This window comes from Vulcanisaeta distributa JCM 11217 (genome assembly GCF_001316005.1).
Taxonomy (GTDB): domain Archaea; phylum Thermoproteota; class Thermoprotei; order Thermoproteales; family Thermocladiaceae; genus Vulcanisaeta; species Vulcanisaeta distributa_B.
Genome location: NZ_BBBJ01000006.1, coordinates 32,880 through 55,116 on the forward strand (window position 1 = coordinate 32,880; position 22,237 = coordinate 55,116).

The following is a 22,237-nucleotide window of genomic DNA, read 5'->3' on the forward strand; positions in this document are numbered from 1 at the left end:
GAATGAAGATTAATGAGCCAGGAATAACACATAGGGAATTGGGTAGTTACATAATTGATCGTATTCATGATCGGCAGACGGTTGAGGAGATGATAAGGCTATTTGAGGAGGGGGGGGTTTATGGTAATAGGGAGATTGACTGCAGGAGATTCATGGCACTGGTTAAGAGAGTCCTCAGGAGGATTTGATTGCATAAACTTTAAAAATCATTATTGAGTACGGACGCTGTATGAGAATATACACATGCGCCTTCTGTGGAAGACCAATACCGCCAGGCACTGGGATAATGTACGTTAAGGCTGACGGCACAGTACTTAGATTCTGCAGTAGGAAGTGCTTCGTAAGCGCCATTAAGTATAACCGCGACCCAAGGAAACTGGCCTGGGTAAGGAAGGAGACAAAGAGCGCTAAGGCACAGAAATGAGAGATTTTTAAGGAGGTCCTCATTAATTTAGGTAATGGTCATAGTTTATAAAGGCAGGCGTGTTACGCTGGACGTATCTAGGGTAACTCTACCAAACGGACATGAGATGAACCTGGAAAAGGTCGTTTTTCCTCATGCCGTAGCCGCATTACCGATTTATGAAGGTAATAAGGTCGTGCTACTACGCCAATTTAGACCTGTTGTTAATGATTATATCATTGAAGTGCCGGCCGGTGTCGTAGAGAGTAATGAAAGGCCTGAACAGGCATTGATTAGGGAATTGAGAGAGGAGATTGGGGCTGAGGTTGATTACTTCGAGAAATTATTTGAAGGCTTCACATCTCCTGGATACTCAACTGAGTACATAACGATTTATTACGCTAATATTAAGAGCCTGAGGGAGCCGAAGCCTGAGCCTCATGAGGTTATTGATAGATTAATTATTGATTTTAAAGATGCCATAAATATGGTACTTAGCGGTAACATTAGGGATGCCAAGTCGGCATTGGCGATAACGCTATATATGCTTAAGCGGGGTATTAAGGCGTGATTCACATGCGATTAACCGAGGAGTTTGTGCTAAGGGCCCTTGCCAATGTCAAGATAGAGCCTAGGAAGTTCGCGGCATTATATGTGTTTAGGAGTAGTAATGACATTTTTAAGGCGCTCGTTGTAACCATATTAACGCAGAACACCAATGATAAGAATGCGCTTAGGCTTATGAGAACCTCGTTAGGATTGCCGGTGATATAACGCCGCAGAAGTTAATTAGCCTTGGTGAGGATGCCCTCGCCGATGCTATTAAACCCGCTGGTATGCATAGGATTAGGCTAGGAAGATCATTGAGTTGTCCAGGGTTATCCTTGAGAAGTACGGTGGCGACTTAACATGGATCATAGACTCACCCTTAGATGAGGCTAGGAAAGCATTACTCGAACTCCCCGGCGTCGGTGAGAAGACCGCCGATGTCATACTAGTTAACCTGGGTAAGCCGACGTTTCCCGTCGATACTCACATTACTAGAATATCCATTCGACTCGGCATTGCTAAGTCGAGGAACTACCGCGAGATACAAAGGGCCTGGATGAGCATATTGACTCCAGACCCAAATAGGTACTTGGAGGTCCACCTTAAGCTTATTCAGTTTGGTAGGGATGTATGTAAGGCGAGAAGCCCGAGGTGTGACGTGTGTGGGTTTAAGGATGTTTGTAATTACTACATGAGTAATGTAAAGACGAAGACTGCTCAATAGCTTTTATCGAATTAGCTCCTTTAGGTATGGCTCCGAATCAACTTCCTTATAGCCCTCCTTTGTTATCGTCACGACGTCAATACCCTCGCCACTTCCTGGATCGTGGTAAATGGCTGACCTGACCGCCCTAACCGCAAGCCTGATCGCGTCCTCAATGCTCATGTCCTTCCTATAGCCATCCTCAAGTACTCCAAATGCCGTTGGCGAACCACTACCTGTCGCCATGAACTCTGTCTCCCGGGTCAGCGTCCCGAAGAAATCAAGCATGTATATTACAGGTCCCTCGTCAGGATCCCAACCACCGAATATCATATGAACCAGGTAAATGAACGGCCTGCTTGAGAACACAATGAGGGATGCATAGTTGGCCAGGGCCTTATTGATATTGGCTTGCCAGTCTCTATCTTATACTGTATTGCCGTCGCCGTTAATGCATCGAGCACCTTCTGCAGATCCGCAACACCACCACTCATCGTCGCCGCCACGTGATTGTCAATCCTCCAAATCTTAACACCCTTTCTCCTATGGGCTATGTAGTAACCGGCGGTTACCCTCCTATCTGTGGCTAGAACGACGCCGTCATTAACCACTATCCCTACCGTGGTTGTTCCAGTCATTAATCTATTAAGATTCTCATTGCCCGCTGTGAACATCAATCTCAATGAGAACTGCTTTATTAATAAATCTTAACCTGATCCTTTAATTCACTGAGAGGATTGCTGTGCCTGCTGCGTCTCGGGCTTTGACTCTGCCTGCTTCTCCTCAGCCTTAGCCTCCGCAGGCTTTGTCTCAGCCTCCCTCTTAATCTCTATTTCATCAACAAAGACTACCTTATTCACGCTTGTGAATCTATTCCCAATGTCATCGGCTATCCTGGCCTTTATCGTGCCTATGTTCTCCATGAATAAAGTCTCAATGGGTAGTTTTATCGTTACTATGGAGCCACCTTCACTAAGCTCGACCTTGACCTTATCTATCTCAATCCTCGGTATGTACTGCTTAATTATGTACTTAACCTTATCCTCGGTTGTCTCGAGCTTCCTAATTACCTTAGCCGTGACGATGAGTGTCTTACCCGCTAATGGATGGTTGAAGTCCAGGGTTACCCTACCGCCCGTTATGCTAACTACCCTGCCCTGTTGGTTATTAACCTCAACAATATCACCAACCCTGGGCAATTTACCATACCTATAAAACTCCCTAATGGATATAACCCTGACCTTACTCGGATCCCTCTGGCCAAAGGCCTTGTCCGGCGGTATCTCCACGGTTATTTCCTGACCCTCACTTGAATTCATTATCGCCTGCTCCAATGGCTCAAAGAGCTTGGTCTCACCTATAATTACTAATCGTGGTTCGTAAACCTCATCAGGCCTATAAATACCTGCCTCCTTAGCCTTATCCTCTACCGTGGTCTCCACGACCTTATTATCATCCTTATCAACAACCGTGTACTCAAGCAGTACGTAATCACCCTTCTGAAACGGCATCGGCTATGAAACGATTGACCGCCCCCTTTTAAATTTTAAGTCGCAGGAGAATTAGGTTTTAATTCCCCCTAGGAAATACACATTATAATGAATATAGCTTACATAATTAGTATCGCAGTAACGCTATCGATAATACTGGCATTATTAGGTATCGTACTTATAATAATCGATGTAATGAGAGGACATAGAAGGGAGGAACAGGAGAGGGGGGGTGAGAAGGAGGGTGAGGAGAGGAGGTCGGGGGGGGTTGGCGGTGTTGTTTTGATAGGGCCTGTGCGATAGTCTTTGGTAATGACCCATCCATCATTAAGTGGGCTATAATACTCACGATAATAATCGTAGTGTTATTCGTAATACTCACGTTACTGCCCGGTATTGTGTGAGGTGATTATCATGAGACTTTACCAACTCGGCATTTTACTAATAATCCTCGCAGTTTTAATACCCATTATAGCCATTATAATGGCCATCGCCATGGGAGTAAGTAGTTCGTATACATCATCCCTAATGTGGGTGGTGCAATCGTCATATTCCCAATTGTGCCAATACCAATACTCATAACCTTCGGTAAACCGCAGATAACTCAGCCCTTGATCTGGTTTACATACGTAATCTTCTTAATATTCCTAGCCCTAGTAATATTCTCTGTGGTGCAATATTACAGGGCGAGGAGGGAATTAACGAGACGCTGGCAGGAAGAGCATAAATAGGTTAAAGTCAAGTAAGGGCTTAATGAGGCTATACTGGTCACCCGTTGAATTAGCCAGCCGGCTAGCGAGGAAGGGTGTTAAGTATAACTTCGCCAGTGGTGCGCCTGACCCAGGTTTATTACTAATTGATGAACTGAGGAAGTCCTTTGAAAGGGTTTATGAGGAGTTTGGTAAGGCAATCATAGCATACCCAGGTGCTGGTGGTTTAAAGGAGTTAAGGGTTGAACTATCGAGATACGTCAGTAGGACTCTCGGCATAAACGCCAATTGGAGGAACATAATAATAACCGCTGGTGCTCAACATGCCATTAAGTTATTATCGCAATTACTGATGAGGAGAAGGACCACTGTTTATGTTGAGGACCCCCCCACGTTCGTAGAGACCGTGGCACCCATGAGGTTTCAGGGGGCTCGATTAATCGGCGTTCCCATTGATAATGATGGAATGGACACGCATGAGTTGGAGAGGTTAGTTAAGAAGTACGGACCTGGCATTGTGTATACAGTGCCTAATTGCCACAATCCAACGGGTGTATCCCTCAGCATGGATAGGAGGAAGCACCTAATTGAGATTGCGAGGGAGCATGGGTTAATAATTATTGAGGATGATCCATACACATCGCTATACCCCCCCAATACGGAACCCACCCTTAAATCTATGAGTGATGATGTGGTTTACGTTGGTACGTTATCAAAGGTGTTGGGGCCTGGTCTAAGGATTGGGTTTGTAATAACCAGTGGTGCGTTAAGGAATAACCTGGAAATGCTTGAGCAGCATGACTTTGCAGCATCAACACTTAGTCAATACCTAACCTACGACTTATTAAGGAGGGGCGTTGCTGATGATGCCGTGAAAAGGGCGCGTGAGCTGTATCCTAGGAAGCTTAAGGAACTAATTGATGCGTTGGATGAGCATTTACCGAATGCCCTAATGTATAGGCCCCCCCATTGCGGGTTTTACGCATTCATAAATACTAGAGTAAATGCCTGGGAACTATTGAGAAGGAGTGTTAGGCAGGGTATAGTGTTTGTCCCTGGTGGTAGATTCTTCATTAATAGGAAAATGGAGAACACGGCAAGACTTAGTATTGGTTCAATAAGTATTGACTTAATAAGGGAGGGTGTGAAGGCGTTAAGTGATATCATCATGGCTACTTAATGATTACGTACTCATCACCACCAGATCCACCATTGCTTAACCCCCCCTTAATTATTGATGCAATTATTATGAGGAGCGTTAATAAGCCAAGTATTATCAATAATGATTTAATGCCTAACGCCCCCCCAAACGTCCAAACTCTGACATAGACGTTATTACTGGTTATATTAACCACATACACATCACTACCGTAGATAACCATACCAATTGATGAGTTAACGGGCACGCAGTATCTGCCTGGACCAACGTAATATAGACTACCAATGTTTAACACCGCATTTGGTAACGCATTATTTAATAGGTCCACAGGCGTGAAGCTTATCATGCGTGGATTAATCACGAGACTCCCTGGGCTGCTGCCATTTATCGTTATCTCACGCTGGTAAAGTAATGACCCGTTACCAAGCAGTTCCACTTGCACTTGACCACCAATTACAGCATTGGGTATACTCACCACTTGATTATTACCACTTAGTGGAATGGCGTATTGATTACCGTCATACTTAATTAATAATTCCAGATTCAGGTCCGGGCATTTCCCTAGTATCGTTATGTTTAAGGTGTAGTTAGTAAATATAGGCACCTTCAATGAACTACCCTGGTAAATAGTGCTTGGGCCCAGGTTCATTAATTCACCATTAATTAATGCATACACGTCGTATGTACCCGGGTAAATACATGACCCATTTATGAGCGGTATAAGCGTTCCATTAATGTTTAGGTAAATCAGGGCGTTTAATGGATTACCTGCCTCATCAATTATCGATATTTCTGAACGAGGAACCAAGGGGGGGAGACTTACCGTGACTGTCGATGTGGGTATTGAGTTTAGGTAAATGCCTATGGTCTTTATACCGCTAATGGTTACGTACAACGCCCTACTCAATATGGGATTCACGGTTAAATTACTTACTAAGCCTATTATTGAGCCACCCCCCCTGTCGTTATAAATACGTTATTGCATCTCAATTCCTGCATTGAGGCGCCAATTATGTTTATGGTGATTGGATTAACCGAGGTGTTAATAGTGCAGTAGGGGGGGGTATATGATAAGTAGGTGGTCCATGGGGTTATTCCTGGAATTCCTGGGTTAGATGATGTGCAATTACTGTAGTGGTACTTAATCCATGGTGCGCCAGTAAGCATTATTATGGGGTTTGACGAAGTGGCTAGTATTAGGTTCTGAGTATTTGTTATTGGTACGTAGTAATATGGTGTTATTACTACGTACGTCGTCCCATTGACCGTAACATCCACATTACTCGAGTACGTGATGTACGTGGCTATCTCAGCATACGTGCTTATTGAACCAATATTAACGTTTGAATACTCCATACCCAACTCCGCCGTTAAGTAATTGCCAATGCCAGCCTTAGCGGGCGATATCGATATTAACCTAACGATTGAGAATAGATAATTTAGCCCTGGGATTGATGGTATTGATATGTTCATGGAGCCCTGGGTCAACGTATACGTAATGTTTGAGCCAGGTATTACCAAGCCTCAAGTGGGTATGAACCATACGAACCAATGCCAAGGTAAACGCCGTATATGGGTAATGAGCAATTAATCCACATACTAACATATTTAGGGCTATAATTAATGACTGGAACGCTTATTGAGGAACCATTGTACAGTATTAGGGATGCAGACACTATGCCCAGGCTTGATAGTGGATCTAGATATGCACTAAATAATACATTGCCTCCCTGCGAGCAGTACTGGTATATTGGTATTACTAATTGATTATTCGTTACGTTGATAGTCTCGGTATACGTCTGATTACTATAGTAAATACTAACGCCTATATAATTAATGGTTATCTGCGCATAACCAAGAATAGGCAACATCGTAAATATCGCAATGATTACCATCCAAACTGCACGCCTTATCACGGTAATAACTAAGAAGGGATTATAAATAATACAAACACACAAAATAACCAAGTGATGATGCAGTTCGCGGAGGATTGAATGACAGAGCCTTCGAAAACTGATCACGCATATATTGTGGTGTTCACGCTGTAAGGCGATGGCAACCCATGCTTCCTATTATAAGCAGCCCTTAGGAGCGCAACGAATAGCGGATGCGGTCTCAGCGGTCTACTCCTGAATTCTGGGTGGAATTGAGTTGCCACGAAGAAGTAATGGCCTGGTATTTCTATCATCTCAACCCTGGGCACGTCAACTCTCCAAGCGGAAAACACGAGACCCTTCTCCCTAAGTAAGTCGAAGAACTTGGGATTAACCTCATACCTATGCCTATGCCTTTCCCTAATCTCCGTGGTTCCATAAATGGCATGCGCGATTGTGCCCTTCACGATATTAATCCTCCTATCACCAAGTATCATTGTGCCGCCTAATTCCTCAACATCCTTCTCCTCAGGTGTTATGTCAATGACTGGGTAAGGCGTGTTTGGATCAACCTCAGTCGTGTGAGCACCCTTAAGACCCACGACATTCCTTGCAAACTCAACAACGGCAAGTTGCATCCCATAGCATATGCCGAGGAATGGAATGTTATTCTCACGCACGTATTTAATGGCCTCTATCTTACCCTCAACACCCCCCCTGGCGCCGAATCCCGGTAATACAATCACTGCATCCGCATTGTTAAGTTCTGCAACCTTAACATGGTCCCTCTCAATCTCCTCAGTATCGCACCAAATAATGTTTGGCTTAAGCCTTAATTTAGCGGCTGCATGCTTAATAGCCTCAACAATACTTATGTAAGAGTCGTGAAGCTTAACGTACTTACCGCACATGTAAACGTTGATCTCCTCCTTCCCATTCTCAAGGGCATTTACAAAGGCGACCCAATCATCGAGTTTAGGCTCCACCTGGCTAAGCCAAGCTTATTCAGTATATACTTACCCAGGCCTTGTTCCTCGAGTATTAGTGGTACCTTATAGATCGTGTCGACGTCATACGATGTGAAAACGGCGTCAAGGGGGGGTACGTTAGTGAATAGTGAGATCTTCCTCCTGGTCTGCTCATCTAACGGCTTAGGTGACCTGGCAATTATTATGTCTGGTTGAATACCAACCCTCCTAAGCTCAGCAACGCTATGCTGTAACGGCTTTGTCTTGAGTTCTCCTGTCGTTGATAATATGGGTACCAGGGCTACGTGCACGAATAATACATCATTGGGCATCTCAAGCCTCATTTGCCTCGCGGCTTCAAGGAATGGTAATCCCTCATAATCACCCACGGTACCCCCCCAATCTCTATCAACACTATATCTGGCTTCTCCCTCTTCGTTACGAGCAAAATTCTTCTCTTCACCTCCTCAGTAACATGCGGTATTAACTGAACCGTTTGGCCAAGATACTTGCCCTTACGCTCCCTCCTTATGACTGTGTAATACACCTGCCCACTGGTTATGTTGTGGTACTTCGGGACCTCTATGTCGAGGAATCGCTCATAATGCCCAAGGTCCAGGTCCGTCTCACCGCCATCAAAGGTTACGAAGACCTCACCATGCTGGAATGGATTCATTGTGCCAGCATCAACGTTTAAGTACGGGTCTATCTTTATGGCCGTTACCCGATAGCCTCTAGCCTGTAGGATTTTTCCGATTGATGCTGTTGTGATACCCTTACCTAAGCCTGATAATACACCGCCAGTTATAAAGATGTATTTTGTCGTCATAAAAAGCACGGTACAGCTTAATATTTAATACTTACTCTTATACTGATAAGTCATTACTTAGCCTTGCTATTCATCAGTTCCTCATATACTCCCATTATTATTTCATGCCTCCTCTTCACCTTTTTCTCCAAGTCATAGAGTTCGGTCCTCATCCTATAAAGCTCAACTCTCAACCCATTAACCCTATTGATTAGGTCCAACTCGCTTGGTGATAATAGGTACTCGAACTTGGCGTCTGGTTTCAATGTCCTGAGTATTAGGTATATGTCCAGCTTACTGAAACCCTTGCTTCTTAGCTCACTTACTATGCTCTTTATGTCCTTAGCTTGTGAAATTGAAAGCATTAGAAACCACCTTCTGAAGGTCATTAATGAAACCGCTCAATGCATTATTAACAGAGCCCTGCAAATGCATTATTCCAGTAACTGCATTACCAAATAAACCACTTATCAGTGATACTAGAGCCACGAGCACAGCCATTGATATCGCTATGAGTAAAACCTCCTCAATGAATATGTCTCCCCCCCTATTCCTAACATTCCTCATTTTTACGCCCATCAATTAGTAATACTCAACTCGATATATAAGGCACTACATCTAAGTAATAACTCTGACACCCTTCCTAAAGCCCAACTTCCCAACTACGTACGGTATTAATATGGGTAACACCACAGTGGCATCCTCAAGGATAAACGCCTGCCTCGCCGTTGGCTTCACCTTACCCCCCCATGTGATAGCCTCCTTCGGGCGAGCACCACTTAATGACCCATCCCACTCAACAGCCATTGTTATGTAAACCACGTAATCAAGCCCACCGGCAAATTGACTCCACCAAATTACGTGGTGCTTAGATATACCGCCACCAATTATTAATGCACCTAGGGATTTACTTGAATAGACTATGTCCATTAGCTCATGCTCATCCTTAAGAACATCAACCCTAACCTGCCTACCTCCAGTCCTAGTCCTCTGCATCTCATTATAGGTGAGTATTGCCGTGCCAAAGGCGCCATCCACAAACCCAGGCACGTAAATGGGAACTCTAGCCTTTGACGCTGCTCTCAATATTGAGTAATCATCATCAATTCTCTTACCCATCTCCCAAAGCAACTCCCTAACACCCCCCCCACTCCTCCTTAATCCTCGATAGGTCCTCAAGCGAAGAATGCACGAACTTCTCGATTAACGGTCCATAATGCTCCTTCCTAACCGCAACATTACCAATCCTATGAATACCCGCCTTACTCATCTCAACATCATCAACATCAAAGTAGCTCTGGTAATACTTACCACCCATTGATTTGGCTATGTCGTGGTCCAGGGTACCCGCTGTCGTGATTACAACATCCGCAAAACCCCTCTCAATGAACTTGGCTATTAAGCCTCGCAGCCCTGTAGAGACCAGGTTTGCCGTGAATGATAGGAAGACCGTGGTATTTAAGTCACTGTACATGCTTAGTAGTACGTCGGCGGCCTCCGCTATGTACCTACCCTGAAAACCACCGATACGTCTATAGGCCTCTATTAGGTCATCTATGGTGTTTATTCCAACGTCCAAGTCATAAACCTCACTTGATATGAATGGCGAACTGCTCATTGATTGGTTCAGGTTTACTTATTTTTAATGTTTTACGAACCCAATTACTTAATGACCCTTACCTCCTTAATGAGTCCCTGCTTCATCAGCTCGTTCACTATATTCCTAACGCTCCTTATCGTTAGTTGGGTCTTATTCGATATTTCCTCAATGGATCTATTTCCATCAATTAACTCGAGTATTTCCAAGTACTTCTCATTGAGTTGGGCATTCCTTAACTTCTCCTCCAAACCATCAACGGGTATTGGTATTTCAAGACCCGGTATCTTATATAGGTATATCTTATGGCTCCTCCACTCCTCGTATAGATCCTCCACAATTAATGGCTTCCAACCAGGGACCTCAAAATCGTGAGACACAACCCTGGTACTCGGCTTTAACTCACGCTCAAGCTTAGGCCTTATTCTTTCATTAACGCTTGTGAGCAAGTACATAGTTACTACGTCGGCCTCAGATAGGTTCTCCTCAAAGAAATTGCCGTAGATCACACGAACCCTATCCTCAAGCCCCAGATCCTTGACCCTCCTAAGGGTTTGCTCGTATAGATCCTTCCTAATTTCGATACATGCAGCCTGCGCGCCGAATTCCCTGGCAGCCATTATGACTATCCTACCATCGCCACAGCCAAGATCGTAAACAACCTCATCCCTTTTAACATTGGCTAATTGAAGCATTCTCCTGACCACGACCTCTGGCGTGGGCACGAATGGAACATCGTAAGGCATATTGAAATACGCAAAAAAGTTGGGGGGGCTATATATATCCTTCTCTAGTGCGTTTTCATAATAATCATCGAAGTCACTCACGAACCTAGGTCACTAGCCCTATTTATTATCTTTATCTTAAGTCCCTCACTATCATAGTTAACATCGAGGTCGATGGCACCCTTTTTCTTAAGGATCCTAATTGCATCGATAAGCAATTGCCTCTCCTGCAGCGTTACCCTACTTAATGCGTCGTTTAAGTCCTCAGAATTATTGATTATATCCATGTACTTCCTCAGTAACGCCGAGTTGAGATTAATCAATGATGGACTTCCCTCAAGCATGAGTTCGTGAATTGCCGAGTCAGTCATTGAGTATATGCCCATTAATACATCTGATAACGACACGCATTTTGTTATTACATCATTTATTAATGATGATAATTCCGATAATTCAGGATACTTAGTCTCTAACCTACTAATTAACATCCTCAACTCACTCATTTTCTCAATTAAGTCCATGTATACGCCGTAGCTAGGAACAAAAATTAAACTAACCACTAAATAACAACGAAATATAGCGAGTCACTGTAAGATCCTGACCAACCTACTCGATACCGAGGGATGCGATGCGAAGACCCTTAATCTCCTACTCATTAATTCATTATGCAATTCCCTCCAGGTAACCCTAATTAACGCCATGGCGAGACTCCTCCTAGGTACGAACCTAAGGGCATACTTATCCGCTGAATACTCACTTAGCTTCATTATGGAGATTATGCCCAATATTTCAAGGAACACCGCGGTTATTAATATTGGTATTGCCGGTAGCTCATTAATGGAATTATGTACGTTATTAGCGCAATATTCACCAACTGAGCCAGTGATATTAGGAAGAGGGTCTTAGCGGAATCTCCATGGATTATGTGACCAATCTCATGCATTATTACGGCAGCTAGCTCATCAGTGTTTAAGCATGACACAAGCCTTGAGGTTAGGACTATGTAATTAATGCCGGGTAGTCCTATGGATGCCGCATTGCATTGGTTCACGTTAACTAGGTAAATACCGTAATTATTCCTAATCCCTAATTTATTGAGTAATGAGTTAACGTCTATCTCCTCCTCATAGAAATTTTGGGGGGGTTTTGTCCTGGCGTCATTAATTAATGAAATCAAGAACCTCCTAATCTCACTTAATGATTTCGTACTTTCAATTCTAGACAAAAGCCGCAAAGCCTCATTAAACCTCCTTTCCTCAAAATCCCCCCCATACTCCAAAACAAATTTTATAATTCGTGAACCCCTTAAATCACCGTGCCTCACCCTTAACTGAAGAATGTATGAGTAAATTATTGGTATGAGGAGGGGCGATAAAAGTAGTATTATTATTAGGTGTATTGATGGTATTACATTAATAATCCTCAGCACCGCGATAATTATTGATAATGCCATGATCGATACCAACATAAGCCCTATTAGGCCAATTGACGGCGAGTAGGCCCTTGGCAATTCATTAACCCTATAAATCCTATTACCTCTCTGCAACAGGAGTATTGTTATTCTACGCATACCATCAGTGCCTAAGTACCTTAAGACCAGGGCGTTCATGAGATCCCTCATTTTGCCGTGCCCCCCCCTTACCCTAACCTCATGATTAATGCTTAACTCGGCATCTCCATCATTTCCATTCACGATTAGCCTGGTGGCGTCACCATCAACTTCCTTAGCCGCGTACGTCAGTCCAGCAATCCTCAGTAAATAATCCTCTACGTAATTAATTAGGGATTGAGGATCTTTAACTAAATCACGGATTACCTGATATGTTTTTATTCCCACCATTCGTGGCTGTCTGTGCTAGGTTTATTTTTTGGGCATTAGCTAATTCCCTCAGCATATTTATACTTGTATTACTTCTCCTTGCAGATTTATAACCATCAATGAAGGATAGTATCTCATGGACATTATTATGCTCAAGAATCAGCCAGAACTCCGTATTCCTCATTATGCCGTATACCTTACCCCCCCTGGCACTCCTCTTAATAACCCTAATGAGACCAAGCTCAACAAGCTCCTCAAGGAAGTTCCTAACTATGACAGACTCCGAACGTGGGCTTTTCCTAGTCCATATGGATATGTCCTGGGCAACCTTAGCAGGTCTAAAGGTTATTAATTGACCCTTTGCATTAAGGACCATGTCCTTCAACATCTGGAGTATTAGGATTTTCACCTTCTTTGTATCCACCATTAAATTTTCCGAGGCTGTCATTAGGGCACCAGGGTTCCCGTATATATCCACTTAAATAAATAAATTGAGAATTGGAGACACTCTCGTACTGAATATACGCTAGAGTTTCATGAAATCTCTTTATAATAAACCGTGTGAATTCTTTTTCAATTTATCATCAAGCTCCAATATCCTTTCAAGGAGTTTCTCATCTGCGTCTAATATTCTCTCTATTTCATTAATCTTATCACGTAGATTGACAACCTCCCTTTCCAACTCCGTCACCTGCTTCCTAAATAGGGAATCACCGTCACTAATCATGGAATTATTAACCAACGCAGTCTCATTACTAGAGTTAACTCGTCCCGCAGATGCTTTACCGCCGTCGTTATCTTTACTACTCAAATCCTCACTAACCTTACTAACCCTAGTAGTATTGATAATACCAGCCTCATTATTACCTACTTTACTACTCAACTCTTCGTTAAACCATCATTACTTACTGGGGGGGAGGTTCTTTGAGGTGTTGCGGCTCTTAAATCATTGAAGCTTCTGATAATTATATGCGTTGGCTCAATGACTGCCTTTAATGGCCTTACCTTAGTAATGCCTTTACTCGTTATTACTATTGCCTCCTCCGTGGATATTTCATTCAATTTATTAATCAGATTCCTGGAGAAAGACACCTCATTGTCCAGGAGTTCAGGGTTTATCTTAAACAGTACTATATTGCAATGTTTCAATATCGATGACTTAGGCACAGCATTACTAACTAGGATTGCCCTTAATCCATACTTAGCCAACTCCATTATAATATGATCAATGATTGAGTAGCTGGGACCACTCATGTCGAGCAGGTTCTGGGCCTCCTCAATAATCAACACGTGCCTAACACCCTTCTCGATCAAGCCCCTCCTCATGTAATGCATGTATAACGCAGCTAATATTAGCGAGGAGACGAGTTTCTTCTCCTCAATAATCGTTAAGTCACTAAGGTCTATAATGGCATCACCCTCCATGAGAGACTCAATGCCTATAATACCCCTGCCAATATTCATGCAGAATACTCAAGCCTCCTTAGTATTGCAGCCTTCATCTCGGCCTCCGTCCTTGTACTTACGAGGTAATTATCGATCTTGCTTATCAAGTCATTAAAGTTCGTGTAATTACCGTCACGGATCATCCTATAGAGCATGTACATACTCGGCTCATTAAGTCCCAACCCAAAGCCTAAGATCTCAGTCAATAACTTTGGCGGTATCTTCTCAAGGTCTATGTTAATCGCCGAGGTCGGCAATGTGGGTAGTAATCCTGAGTATTCGCCGTGCCAATCAAGTACCGTGACCACGTACTTCCGTCGCAGCCCCCCCTTAATCATGGCCTTAACGAGCGATGATTTACCACCCCCCCTAGTAGGGCCTAGAATGCACAGGTGCTTATCGAGTGGTACCTTGTAGGGTATCATGAAGCGCGTGCCTACCGTAACGTTGTCCCCAGAGAACTCCCTCGCTAATGATGCCATGGCCAGTGAGGCAGGTATTACTACCGCACTAATGCCCAGTACGTCCATAGGCTTCATTATGATACTCCCAGCGGGATTTATAAGGCACTATGATTACCTCGTTCATCGCCATATCGATGTGTTTAGAAACTGAAATAACCTCACGGGCTTCATCCTGGACACAAGCCACTTAGGCATGTACCTCCTATAACGATAAAACCTCCCATCCAGTAAAACCGCGACCTTCCTATACCTGTCTAAATCCCTCAGCAACCTACCAATTATTTGCGTCGTTGTTGATACGGCTGGGAATAAGTACGTAGTCGTAAATCCATTAATTCCCAGCTTCCGTAGTAACGAGATTTTAAGAAACTCCACTGACTGTATTGGGGTAGTGGAAACCCAATAATCATGACCCCCCCAATTAACTCCTGCTCAAGGAAGTTAACGCCCTCGCCAATTGGGTTTTGGGCATATGTTATTATTAATGACTTAGTAGCCCTGGCACTCTCCTTAAATGCCCCCCCGATGGCATTTACGGCCTCAGAACTATCCCTAAGAATAAAGGTCGGCACCCCCCCAAACCGGTGGTGCGTACTGATTAACGTATGAGTTTAAGTATTCAATGCTTGGGAAGAAAACGGCTAAACCGCCGATTGGCGGTGATGACTCAATAAACACCTTAATACCCCCCCTATTAACTATGTCCAGGTATTCCCTCAATAGTCTATTCCTGTGCGTGAACTCGATATCCACTATGGAAAAGATAATAAGGTTTTCCTGGTATTCCCTTGGTAGGGAGTCCACAGCCATGTAGTACGATGACTTGGAATAAATACTCATGATGTATGAAAATCTCTTACTAATTGATGCCGTTAGGAGAAGGGCCTTTTGCGACTTCATTATTAAGTCATGAATGGGCTTAAGAGAGAGGCACCTAAGTCTGACCAACTTACCATCATACGTGAATGCGCATAGGTCATTTCCAAAGTGCGTTAGTATCTCAATAACCTTATCATTAATTGATTCTGATCCCTTCAGTAAATCGTCAATGTCGAACTTCCTCAAAACCACGACCTCCCTCTGCGGTATGTAATTACTAACCCTATCGAGTAATTTACTGGCTATGTCATTGCCATGTGATGCCCACTGTCTCAACTCATCAATACTAATACTTATTGATTCCTCAAGGCCGGCGGCGACGTTGTGGAACTCATCAATTATTACTAAAGGCTTATTCCAGGTGTTTACTATGTCCATTATTCTACCGTAAAGTTCAGGGCTTGATAGATATGCATGGGTTGATATGACGATGGGTAATTGATAGGCAAGCGCCTCATTAACTTCGTATGGGCATAAACCATAGTTAAATAGGTCAAGGGGATTGCAGGTCACTATGGGCTGTGCCACCTCGGTCTTACTAACCCTGCACTTACCGCTTAACCTATATAGAAGGCATTGCTTGGAGTTGTGCGCATTAAATGGGCACATTAATTCCCTGCCGAGAAATAACGATACCCTATCCCTAATGCCAACCTGCCTTGTAAATTCGCAAAGCTGCAGCGCCTCTGCCCTGGACCTGGTTATTATTAATACCTGGCCACCATCATCAACCCACCTCTTGGCTATTGCCACTGCTATCCTAGACTTACCAAAGCCAGGATACGCATTTAGTAGGACTACATCTCTCTCCCTCAATATTGAGTATACGTAATCGGTAATATCCATTACTCAATAAGACTTTGCTCAAATCAATTAATTAGGCACTGATTATGCAGAGGGTTCGATAATCCTCGTCTTAGAACCCTCGAGGAATTTCTTCTTTATGTCCTTCATGCTTTCAAGGGCATTGTTAATGGCATTAAGCACCTTGTGTCTGTCTTAACCTCATCAAGGTCCTTGCAATTATCCAAAACCTTCTCAAACAATTCATCAACTATCTTATCAGGGAGTCTCTCGAGGGCCTCTCCATAAATCTTTGGTAATTCATTGCTTATGAACTCCACAATATGATCTACATCCTTCCAATTATCTTCGGCCTGCCTAATTATTGATAGTATGGTCTCCAGGCTATATCTCTCATCAGCCGATAACTTGGAGTCATCTAGCTCTAGGTAAGCCCTGTTTAGGCAGTACCTAACGAATCTGTAAATTAATGGGTTTATGCTGAGTGTTGACATCGAGTTACGCAATAATGGCTCTTTAAAAACCTATACTTAACGCCCAGCTCTGTTGAGCCAAAATAAATTAATTTATAGGGGGGGTGGCTATTCACGGTGCTTAGTAGCCTTGATAGACACGCACGCGCATTTGAGTCGGTGGGATGTGTATGGTCACGTGGATGAATTAATTAATGAGGCCCGCAGAGAGGGGTTATTGGCTATAATCAATGTTACAATGAGGCTCAGTGAGGTGAGGAATGCATTAAGTCTTGTGAGTAGGTATGGGGGGGGTTTTGTCTATACGGCGTTGGGTTACGACTATGGAGGCTTTGATGTTAGGGGAGGTTCAGGAGATCATGAGGGTGATTAATGAGAGGAGGGATTTGATTGTCGGGATTGGTGAGGTTGGGCTTGACTATAGTGTTGTTAGGGATAGAATGCTTAGGGAGATCTCACGACACATATTTACCAAGTGGGTGTTGCTTGCTAAGGACCTTGACTTACCATTAATAATTCATTCGAGAGACGCCGAGAATGATGTTATTAAGTTATTGAGTAAGTATGGGCCTGTTAAATGTGTGATGCACGCATTCAATGGCAGTAGGGAACAGGTAATGAAATTGCTTGAGCTTGGTTGCTACTTCTCAATACCGCCAACCATAACTAGGTCCAGGCAGAAGAGGGAATTGGCAATGATGCTACCCCCCCTAAATCGAGTACTCCTTGAAAGTGACACGCCAGAGCTTGGACCCAACCCTGGTGAGGAGTCAAGGCCTGTGCATGTTAAGGTTGTTTTAATGGAGCTCTCAAGGATCCTAAATATCGACCCAGTGGAGTTGGGCAATATCACCGTTGAAAATGCACTATCGGTGTTTCGACTAGGTAGGAGGTGACTCAGTCCTGCGTGGTCTCTTCACTGCTCATCTCACCGGTCCTCATCACTCATTTTAGTGACTCCCTGAGGGTAATAAATAATTTATTAACCCGTCATGGCTATTAGCTGAGGAATTACCATGAGGATTATTGATAGAGTCATTGAAGAATTGAGAAATAGGGGATTCAGGATTAGGATTGTTCGTGATGACTCAGTGAAGGCTGACCTTAATAAGCTGAAAGCCAAGGTCTGGGTTGTTCCGGGGGATTACTTCCCATGGTGGTCAAACCCTCTTGACATGATTGAGGAGCTTGATATTAATGACGTTAATGCATTATTTGTTGTTTCTGAAAGGCCATATGTAATTAGTGATTACATTGTTAATAATTTGTCGAGGGCTCGTTATTGGTTTAATAAGGAATTGAATATTAAAGTATACGCAATAAACATTGATAGGCTGGAGGAGGACCTTGAGGATGGCATTAACCTTGCAATAACGAACTTCTATAGGGAGGTCAGCAACGTTACGTTGAGAGGAAATGCCTGCCCAAGCTGTGGCTCGCCAATGACCTTAATGTATTCCTCGAGGTATTACTCACGTAGGTGGAGAACGTGGGTTAACGAGTACGTTGAGGTTTGCGAAAGATGTAAAGTTGTTTCCCATAGATTGGCTCTTTCATGATTATAACGGTGGGTTTTACTCGAAAATAATACTTATTAACCACTAAAATGATAATTTATGGAAGCAGGTTTTATGCCTGATTTACCATTTATGCCGTTAGATGCGAGGTTCGCAGACGTGCTCGGATTAATAGACACACTCGCTAATGAGTTTAAGGGGGGCAGGCTGACATATTCATGATTGCGAAGGAGATGGAGTCTGACATCGATGATTTAATGCCGGCGTTAACGCGGCTGTTTACCTTGGGTTTGTCGAGGTTAAGGGTGGTGATGTTAAGATCACGAGCGAGGGTAGGGAGTTCCTGAACGCCAAGATTAGCGATAGGAAGAAGATACTTCGGCAAAAGCTGCTTAATCTTGAGCCGTTCCACACAGCCTATAGTTTGGGGGGGTTGCGTAAGCCATTCACCATCGATGATCTTATCGAGGAATTGAATGAGAAAGGCTACGTAGAGGCTAGGGAGCCAGGTATTAGGCACTTACTCGAAATACTACTGGCCGAGTGGGGGGGCGTATTCGCCGGCATGCTTAAGAAGAGGGGGTGACATGTACATTGCAATACCATGAAATTTAATCACTTATTAACCTTTACAAACACCATACCAGAAACAATGACCTCCTCAATAACACCATCATTCAGTAATTGATTATAGATTAGGCGCCAATTATCAGGAACATTACTGTTAAGCCACTCCTCAAACTGAGGCTTTGGCACCATTCCCTGAATCTCGCTCCTCATTTTATCCACAATCCTCTGGAGATTCAACTTATTCTTACCATTACTCAAATCACTGACTCCGCTCCTCGTATTACTAATTATAGCATCCCCAATAACCCTCCTCTTTATGTAGAATGTGCCGTCCAACGTACTATACATAACCTCGAAGAAGCCCGACCTACTTAATTTATTTATTAAATCCATGCTTATCTTTATACCCAGTAAGTGCTCCACCTCATCAATACTAACCCACTTATCGTCAATAACCCCCCCATCAACCTCCTTATTAAATCATCACTTATTGCCAATGTCATGCGAGAAATGATGCATACTAATATAAATCTTAAATAATTAATTTAAAAAGAACAATCAATGATAACCTCCTTCAAGGTACCCACAGTGCTAGTGATTGGTAGGGTTGGTGGAGAATTAGCTGTGTGGAGTATTGATGGGACCACCACGACCCTAGGCGGTGTTAATGGTATTGAATTAGTGAATGAACTTAAAGTGGATGGGCAAGTGATGGGCCACGTAGCCATTGCATCCTTTGGGCAGTACGTAATTAAGGCCATGGACATGGGCAGTAGGTATGGCTCATACACATTGAGTGAGGAGTCACTGGTCAGGATACCCAGTAGGGGGGGTGGTGTCGACCTCAGGAAGTATAATGATTGGATGACCATAAGAAACGCCTTCATATTAATTGGAGACCCAAATTCCGGCTATTCCAATTATTACCCATTGATATGCCCCCCCTACAGGGTTGGCGATACGTTATTTATCAATGTTGGTTACGCAGGTTTAGGGAGTATTAGGACTGTGCTGACGATACTCGGCATTCTACGTAATTACACCAACGTGGGTCGAGTAAACGCATCCTGCATGTGCAGGATACCATCAATGCCGCTGGAGATAGCCTGATAAGTGGTGATAAGTACTTGCTGGTTAGGACGTACATGAATGATGGGCAGGCGGTAATGGGTAATAAGTACCTAATCCTATTGACTAAGGGTGGTAATGTAATTAGTAAGTATTCAACGAATGATGACCCAATAGATACAGTGGTTAAGATGCTCAATGAGATGAGGAGTGTTTAGGGAGTGTAAAAGTAAGGATTAATAGTGTCAATGCATTGTATTAATCCGTGAGTATAAGCACAGGGCTTGAATTCGCCGCCGAGAACGTACTGCCAATAATAAGGAGCCTAATTGCCAAGAGACTACTTGAGAGTGGGTATAGCCAGCTTAAGGTGGCTAGGATACTCGGCGTAACTCAACCGGCGGTTAATAGGTACGTGAGCAGGAATTACGAAGAATTACTCAGTAAGGCCGAGTCACTCGGTATTGATAGGGGGGGTTGGGTGCTCGAAGTCGTTAAAAACGTCGTGGAATTAATACTGAGTGATAAGGAGTACGAAGCCCTCGAATACCTAACCAACGCGGTACTAATGGAACTGGGCTCCCTAAGGCTTTGCGATGCCCATAAAAGGCTTGTCCCCCCCTCATTACCAATAAACTGCAATGTATGCTCAGTATTAATTACAGGCATTTCAGACTCAATAATTAGGAACGTGGAAAGGGCATTATTGATCCTCGAGTCTCACCCCCCCGAAATCCAGGCTGTAATACCGAGGGTTTTAATGAACATTGTCGAGGCTAAGCCAGGCGCGGTGACGGAGGATGATGTTGTCGGCGTTCCCGGTAGGATTGATGCCCATGATGGGAGGGTCATCATAGGCTCAAGACCAACCTACGGTGGGAGTAAGCACCTAGGCAGGTTGATTATTAAATGCATGAACGTGAACTCGAGGTATAGGTCTGTGGCGAGTATTAAGTATGACAGTAAGGTAGAGGACGCACTTAGGGAACTTGGTATTCGTTACGCCAAGGCCGGTCCCCCCCATGAAAGCCCCCCCAGTGAGGATGATGTCATAAATGCCGTGGTTAACTCATTGACTAAGGACCCAGCACTAGAGGCCGTGATTGACCTTGGTGGTTATGCCTTAGAGCCCGTCACCTACGTGTTTGGTCTTGATGCGGTGGATGTTGCGTTGAAGGTTGTGAGGATAGCCTCGAGGATAACCTAAGCCCTTATCTTATTAATTAAGTGATTCACGATGTACTTAGCCGGATTGATCCCAGTGGCCCTTTTGAATCCTTGCCAGGACATTGTTGGGTTAACCTCAAGTATGAAGTAGCCATCCCTGGTCTCGGCAATGTCGACACCGCCATAATCAAGTCCGAGAACCTCAATGGCCCTTAGCGCCAACTCACCCAGTTCATTAGTGACCTTAGCGGGCTCGGGCTTGGCGCCCTGGGCCACATTACTCTTCCAGGTGATGCCCCCCCTCCTAAACTCGGCACCTATCACCTCATTACCAACAACCACAACCCTATAGTCACCATTACCAACCTTATCAAGGAACCTCTGCACGTACATGGGCTTATTCAGGTTTGTTAAATAGCTGAATATGTGCATGGCAACATCAGCATCATCAACCTGAAAAACCCCCCCAAAGCCCATGGCACCCCCCCTAATCTGCTTAATAACGGACTTACCAAACTCCCTAACCGTGTTATACGCGACAAACATGTTCTCACTGACCACAGTATCGGGAACTGGCAACCCGTGCTTAGCCAATAGCATTAATGATATGAACTTATCGCTAGCCATCATCCAATTCATCACAGGATTCATTACATAAACCCCACTAAGCTCAAGGGCCCTAACAACCCATAACCTATGCACGAACTGCTCAAAATCCCTGATCACCCTATGTGCCTGAGTATTGCGCCTGATACACTCAATTCCTCATAATTAGACCTACCAATTAATTGATAATAATCAATACGGCCCTTACCAAACCTAACACCAACCATGTCAATGTAGATCCTCTTAACCCTATGGCCTAGGGACCTAATTGCATCCTCTAGGTCAACCACATCCTCAGGGTTATACTCAACCTCGTAAGGCCTAATAATACCGATATCCACATCACGGCATTTTAAAACCTCCCTTTTATTAATTAGCCAGGTAATAATTACTAAAGAAAGATTGAGAGAAATAGTATACGTAAAGTAAACGTATACT

The 22,237-nt window shown here is 43.8% G+C and carries 30 protein-coding genes and 6 pseudogenes; 15 read left to right on the forward strand and 21 right to left on the reverse strand.

Features of this window, described 5'->3' with window-relative positions:
* Positions 1–2: 2 nt before the first annotated feature.
* The 4 genes and pseudogenes from JCM11217_RS07205 to JCM11217_RS07220 all read left to right on the forward strand — a co-directional run bounded on the left by JCM11217_RS07205 (position 3) and on the right by JCM11217_RS07220 (position 1,676).
* Positions 3–188 (forward strand): hypothetical protein, encoded by a 186-nt coding sequence (locus JCM11217_RS07205; RefSeq protein ID WP_243678684.1) that lies wholly within the window; start codon positions 3–5, stop codon positions 186–188.
* 41 nt (positions 189–229) lie between these two features.
* Positions 230–424 carry a 50S ribosomal protein L24e gene (locus tag JCM11217_RS07210; RefSeq protein ID WP_054842515.1) on the forward strand — a complete coding sequence of 65 codons (195 nt, stop codon included), beginning with the start codon at positions 230–232 and terminating at the stop codon, positions 422–424.
* Positions 425–458: 34 nt separating this feature from the next.
* Positions 459–974 carry an NUDIX hydrolase gene (locus JCM11217_RS07215; protein WP_054842516.1) on the forward strand — a complete coding sequence of 172 codons (516 nt, stop codon included), beginning with the start codon at positions 459–461 and terminating at the stop codon, positions 972–974.
* Positions 975–979: 5 nt separating this feature from the next.
* Positions 980–1,676, forward strand: a pseudogene (locus tag JCM11217_RS07220) (endonuclease III).
* A gap of 3 nt (positions 1,677–1,679) precedes the next feature.
* Here JCM11217_RS07220 and JCM11217_RS07225 read toward each other — a convergent pair.
* Both JCM11217_RS07225 and JCM11217_RS07230 read right to left on the reverse strand, forming a co-directional pair.
* A pseudogene (locus JCM11217_RS07225) lies at positions 1,680–2,329 on the reverse strand (proteasome subunit beta).
* Between the two features lie 51 nt (positions 2,330–2,380).
* Positions 2,381–3,166: a peptidylprolyl isomerase gene (locus JCM11217_RS07230; RefSeq protein ID WP_054842517.1), complete on the reverse strand. Its 786-nt coding sequence runs from the start codon at positions 3,164–3,166 to the stop codon at positions 2,381–2,383.
* Between the two features lie 87 nt (positions 3,167–3,253).
* Between JCM11217_RS07230 and JCM11217_RS07235 the strand changes: the two genes are divergently transcribed.
* The 4 genes from JCM11217_RS07235 to JCM11217_RS07245 all read left to right on the forward strand — a co-directional run bounded on the left by JCM11217_RS07235 (position 3,254) and on the right by JCM11217_RS07245 (position 5,035).
* On the forward strand, positions 3,254–3,448 hold the full coding sequence (locus JCM11217_RS07235; protein WP_243678685.1) for a hypothetical protein: 195 nt from the start codon (positions 3,254–3,256) through the stop codon (positions 3,446–3,448).
* A gap of 23 nt (positions 3,449–3,471) precedes the next feature.
* Positions 3,472–3,549: a hypothetical protein gene (locus JCM11217_RS14965; RefSeq protein ID WP_243678771.1), complete on the forward strand. Its 78-nt coding sequence runs from the start codon at positions 3,472–3,474 to the stop codon at positions 3,547–3,549.
* A gap of 126 nt (positions 3,550–3,675) precedes the next feature.
* Positions 3,676–3,876 (forward strand): hypothetical protein, encoded by a 201-nt coding sequence (locus JCM11217_RS07240; protein WP_054842518.1) that lies wholly within the window; start codon positions 3,676–3,678, stop codon positions 3,874–3,876.
* A gap of 22 nt (positions 3,877–3,898) precedes the next feature.
* A complete protein-coding gene (locus JCM11217_RS07245; protein ID WP_054842519.1) occupies positions 3,899–5,035 on the forward strand; it encodes a PLP-dependent aminotransferase family protein in 1,137 nt (378 codons plus the stop codon).
* Here the strand turns inward: JCM11217_RS07245 and JCM11217_RS14970 are convergent.
* From JCM11217_RS14970 to JCM11217_RS07315, 17 genes and pseudogenes are all read right to left on the reverse strand, one after another.
* Positions 5,028–5,921, reverse strand: coding sequence for a hypothetical protein (locus JCM11217_RS14970; protein WP_243678686.1), 894 nt, complete (start codon positions 5,919–5,921; stop codon positions 5,028–5,030). The two genes, JCM11217_RS07245 and JCM11217_RS14970, sit on opposite strands and share 8 nt — an antisense overlap.
* Positions 5,922–5,956: 35 nt before the next feature.
* A complete protein-coding gene (locus tag JCM11217_RS14975) occupies positions 5,957–6,535 on the reverse strand; it encodes a hypothetical protein (protein WP_243678687.1) in 579 nt (192 codons plus the stop codon).
* Positions 6,529–6,930 carry a hypothetical protein gene (locus tag JCM11217_RS14980; protein WP_243678688.1) on the reverse strand — a complete coding sequence of 134 codons (402 nt, stop codon included), beginning with the start codon at positions 6,928–6,930 and terminating at the stop codon, positions 6,529–6,531. The genes JCM11217_RS14975 and JCM11217_RS14980 overlap by 7 nt, the downstream gene beginning before the upstream one ends.
* A 101-nt stretch (positions 6,931–7,031) precedes the next feature.
* A pseudogene (locus JCM11217_RS07255) lies at positions 7,032–8,685 on the reverse strand (CTP synthase).
* 53 nt (positions 8,686–8,738) lie between these two features.
* On the reverse strand, positions 8,739–9,029 hold the full coding sequence (locus JCM11217_RS07260) for a hypothetical protein (protein ID WP_054842520.1): 291 nt from the start codon (positions 9,027–9,029) through the stop codon (positions 8,739–8,741).
* Positions 9,007–9,243 (reverse strand): hypothetical protein, encoded by a 237-nt coding sequence (locus JCM11217_RS07265; protein WP_054842521.1) that lies wholly within the window; start codon positions 9,241–9,243, stop codon positions 9,007–9,009. Before JCM11217_RS07265 ends, JCM11217_RS07260 begins: the two co-directional genes overlap by 23 nt.
* Positions 9,244–9,282: 39 nt before the next feature.
* Positions 9,283–10,282 (reverse strand): annotated as a pseudogene (locus JCM11217_RS07270) (deoxyhypusine synthase).
* Between the two features lie 44 nt (positions 10,283–10,326).
* On the reverse strand, positions 10,327–11,088 hold the full coding sequence (locus JCM11217_RS07275; RefSeq protein ID WP_054842522.1) for a methyltransferase domain-containing protein: 762 nt from the start codon (positions 11,086–11,088) through the stop codon (positions 10,327–10,329).
* Positions 11,085–11,546 (reverse strand): hypothetical protein, encoded by a 462-nt coding sequence (locus tag JCM11217_RS07280; protein ID WP_243678689.1) that lies wholly within the window; start codon positions 11,544–11,546, stop codon positions 11,085–11,087. Before JCM11217_RS07280 ends, JCM11217_RS07275 begins: the two co-directional genes overlap by 4 nt.
* A 24-nt stretch (positions 11,547–11,570) precedes the next feature.
* Positions 11,571–12,439, reverse strand: a pseudogene (locus JCM11217_RS07285) (M48 family metalloprotease).
* Positions 12,440–12,791: 352 nt separating this feature from the next.
* A complete protein-coding gene (locus JCM11217_RS07290) occupies positions 12,792–13,253 on the reverse strand; it encodes a hypothetical protein (protein ID WP_054842613.1) in 462 nt (153 codons plus the stop codon).
* A 99-nt stretch (positions 13,254–13,352) separates the two neighbouring features.
* Entirely contained in the window at positions 13,353–13,688 is a 336-nt protein-coding gene (locus tag JCM11217_RS07295) for a hypothetical protein (RefSeq protein WP_054842524.1), read from the reverse strand.
* Positions 13,685–14,269: a hypothetical protein gene (locus JCM11217_RS07300; protein WP_054842525.1), complete on the reverse strand. Its 585-nt coding sequence runs from the start codon at positions 14,267–14,269 to the stop codon at positions 13,685–13,687. Before JCM11217_RS07300 ends, JCM11217_RS07295 begins: the two co-directional genes overlap by 4 nt.
* On the reverse strand, positions 14,266–14,790 hold the full coding sequence (locus tag JCM11217_RS07305; RefSeq protein WP_054842526.1) for a DUF87 domain-containing protein: 525 nt from the start codon (positions 14,788–14,790) through the stop codon (positions 14,266–14,268). Before JCM11217_RS07305 ends, JCM11217_RS07300 begins: the two co-directional genes overlap by 4 nt.
* 45 nt (positions 14,791–14,835) lie before the next feature.
* On the reverse strand, positions 14,836–15,090 hold the full coding sequence (locus JCM11217_RS14985) for a helicase C-terminal domain-containing protein (protein ID WP_243678690.1): 255 nt from the start codon (positions 15,088–15,090) through the stop codon (positions 14,836–14,838).
* 177 nt (positions 15,091–15,267) lie between these two features.
* Positions 15,268–16,440 (reverse strand): helicase, encoded by a 1,173-nt coding sequence (locus JCM11217_RS07310; protein ID WP_243678691.1) that lies wholly within the window; start codon positions 16,438–16,440, stop codon positions 15,268–15,270.
* Between the two features lie 104 nt (positions 16,441–16,544).
* Positions 16,545–16,892 (reverse strand): hypothetical protein, encoded by a 348-nt coding sequence (locus JCM11217_RS07315; RefSeq protein WP_243678692.1) that lies wholly within the window; start codon positions 16,890–16,892, stop codon positions 16,545–16,547.
* Positions 16,893–16,944: 52 nt separating this feature from the next.
* Here JCM11217_RS07315 and JCM11217_RS14990 point away from each other — a divergent pair, with 52 nt between their 5' ends.
* From JCM11217_RS14990 to JCM11217_RS14995, 4 genes are all read left to right on the forward strand, one after another.
* Complete coding sequence (locus JCM11217_RS14990) at positions 16,945–17,244, forward strand: TatD family hydrolase (protein ID WP_243678693.1); 300 nt, start codon at positions 16,945–16,947, stop codon at positions 17,242–17,244.
* Positions 17,207–17,767, forward strand: coding sequence for a TatD family hydrolase (locus tag JCM11217_RS07320; RefSeq protein ID WP_243678694.1), 561 nt, complete (start codon positions 17,207–17,209; stop codon positions 17,765–17,767). Before JCM11217_RS14990 ends, JCM11217_RS07320 begins: the two co-directional genes overlap by 38 nt.
* Before the next feature lie 120 nt (positions 17,768–17,887).
* Positions 17,888–18,430, forward strand: a complete 543-nt coding sequence (locus JCM11217_RS07325) for a hypothetical protein (protein WP_054842527.1) — start codon at positions 17,888–17,890, stop codon at positions 18,428–18,430.
* Positions 18,431–18,707: 277 nt separating this feature from the next.
* Positions 18,708–18,974: an AAA-associated domain-containing protein gene (locus JCM11217_RS14995; RefSeq protein ID WP_243678772.1), complete on the forward strand. Its 267-nt coding sequence runs from the start codon at positions 18,708–18,710 to the stop codon at positions 18,972–18,974.
* A gap of 29 nt (positions 18,975–19,003) precedes the next feature.
* On the opposite strand, the gene JCM11217_RS07335 is transcribed toward JCM11217_RS14995, so the two are convergent.
* Complete coding sequence (locus tag JCM11217_RS07335; protein WP_243678695.1) at positions 19,004–19,381, reverse strand: hypothetical protein; 378 nt, start codon at positions 19,379–19,381, stop codon at positions 19,004–19,006.
* Between the two features lie 138 nt (positions 19,382–19,519).
* On the opposite strand from JCM11217_RS07335, the gene JCM11217_RS07340 reads away from it, so the two are divergent.
* From JCM11217_RS07340 to JCM11217_RS07345, 3 genes are read left to right on the forward strand one after another with little or no spacing between them, the layout of a single operon-like run.
* Complete coding sequence (locus JCM11217_RS07340) at positions 19,520–20,068, forward strand: hypothetical protein (RefSeq protein ID WP_243678696.1); 549 nt, start codon at positions 19,520–19,522, stop codon at positions 20,066–20,068.
* Between the two features lie 17 nt (positions 20,069–20,085).
* Complete coding sequence (locus JCM11217_RS15000; RefSeq protein WP_243678697.1) at positions 20,086–20,244, forward strand: hypothetical protein; 159 nt, start codon at positions 20,086–20,088, stop codon at positions 20,242–20,244.
* A 47-nt stretch (positions 20,245–20,291) separates the two neighbouring features.
* The gene (locus JCM11217_RS07345; RefSeq protein WP_054842528.1) at positions 20,292–21,233 is read left to right on the forward strand and encodes a thiamine-phosphate synthase family protein; all 942 of its coding nucleotides are present in this window, start codon (positions 20,292–20,294) and stop codon (positions 21,231–21,233) included.
* Here JCM11217_RS07345 and JCM11217_RS07350 read toward each other — a convergent pair.
* A pseudogene (locus JCM11217_RS07350) lies at positions 21,230–22,140 on the reverse strand (RimK family alpha-L-glutamate ligase). The gene JCM11217_RS07345 and the pseudogene JCM11217_RS07350 sit on opposite strands and share 4 nt — an antisense overlap.
* Positions 22,141–22,237: the final 97 nt, after the last annotated feature.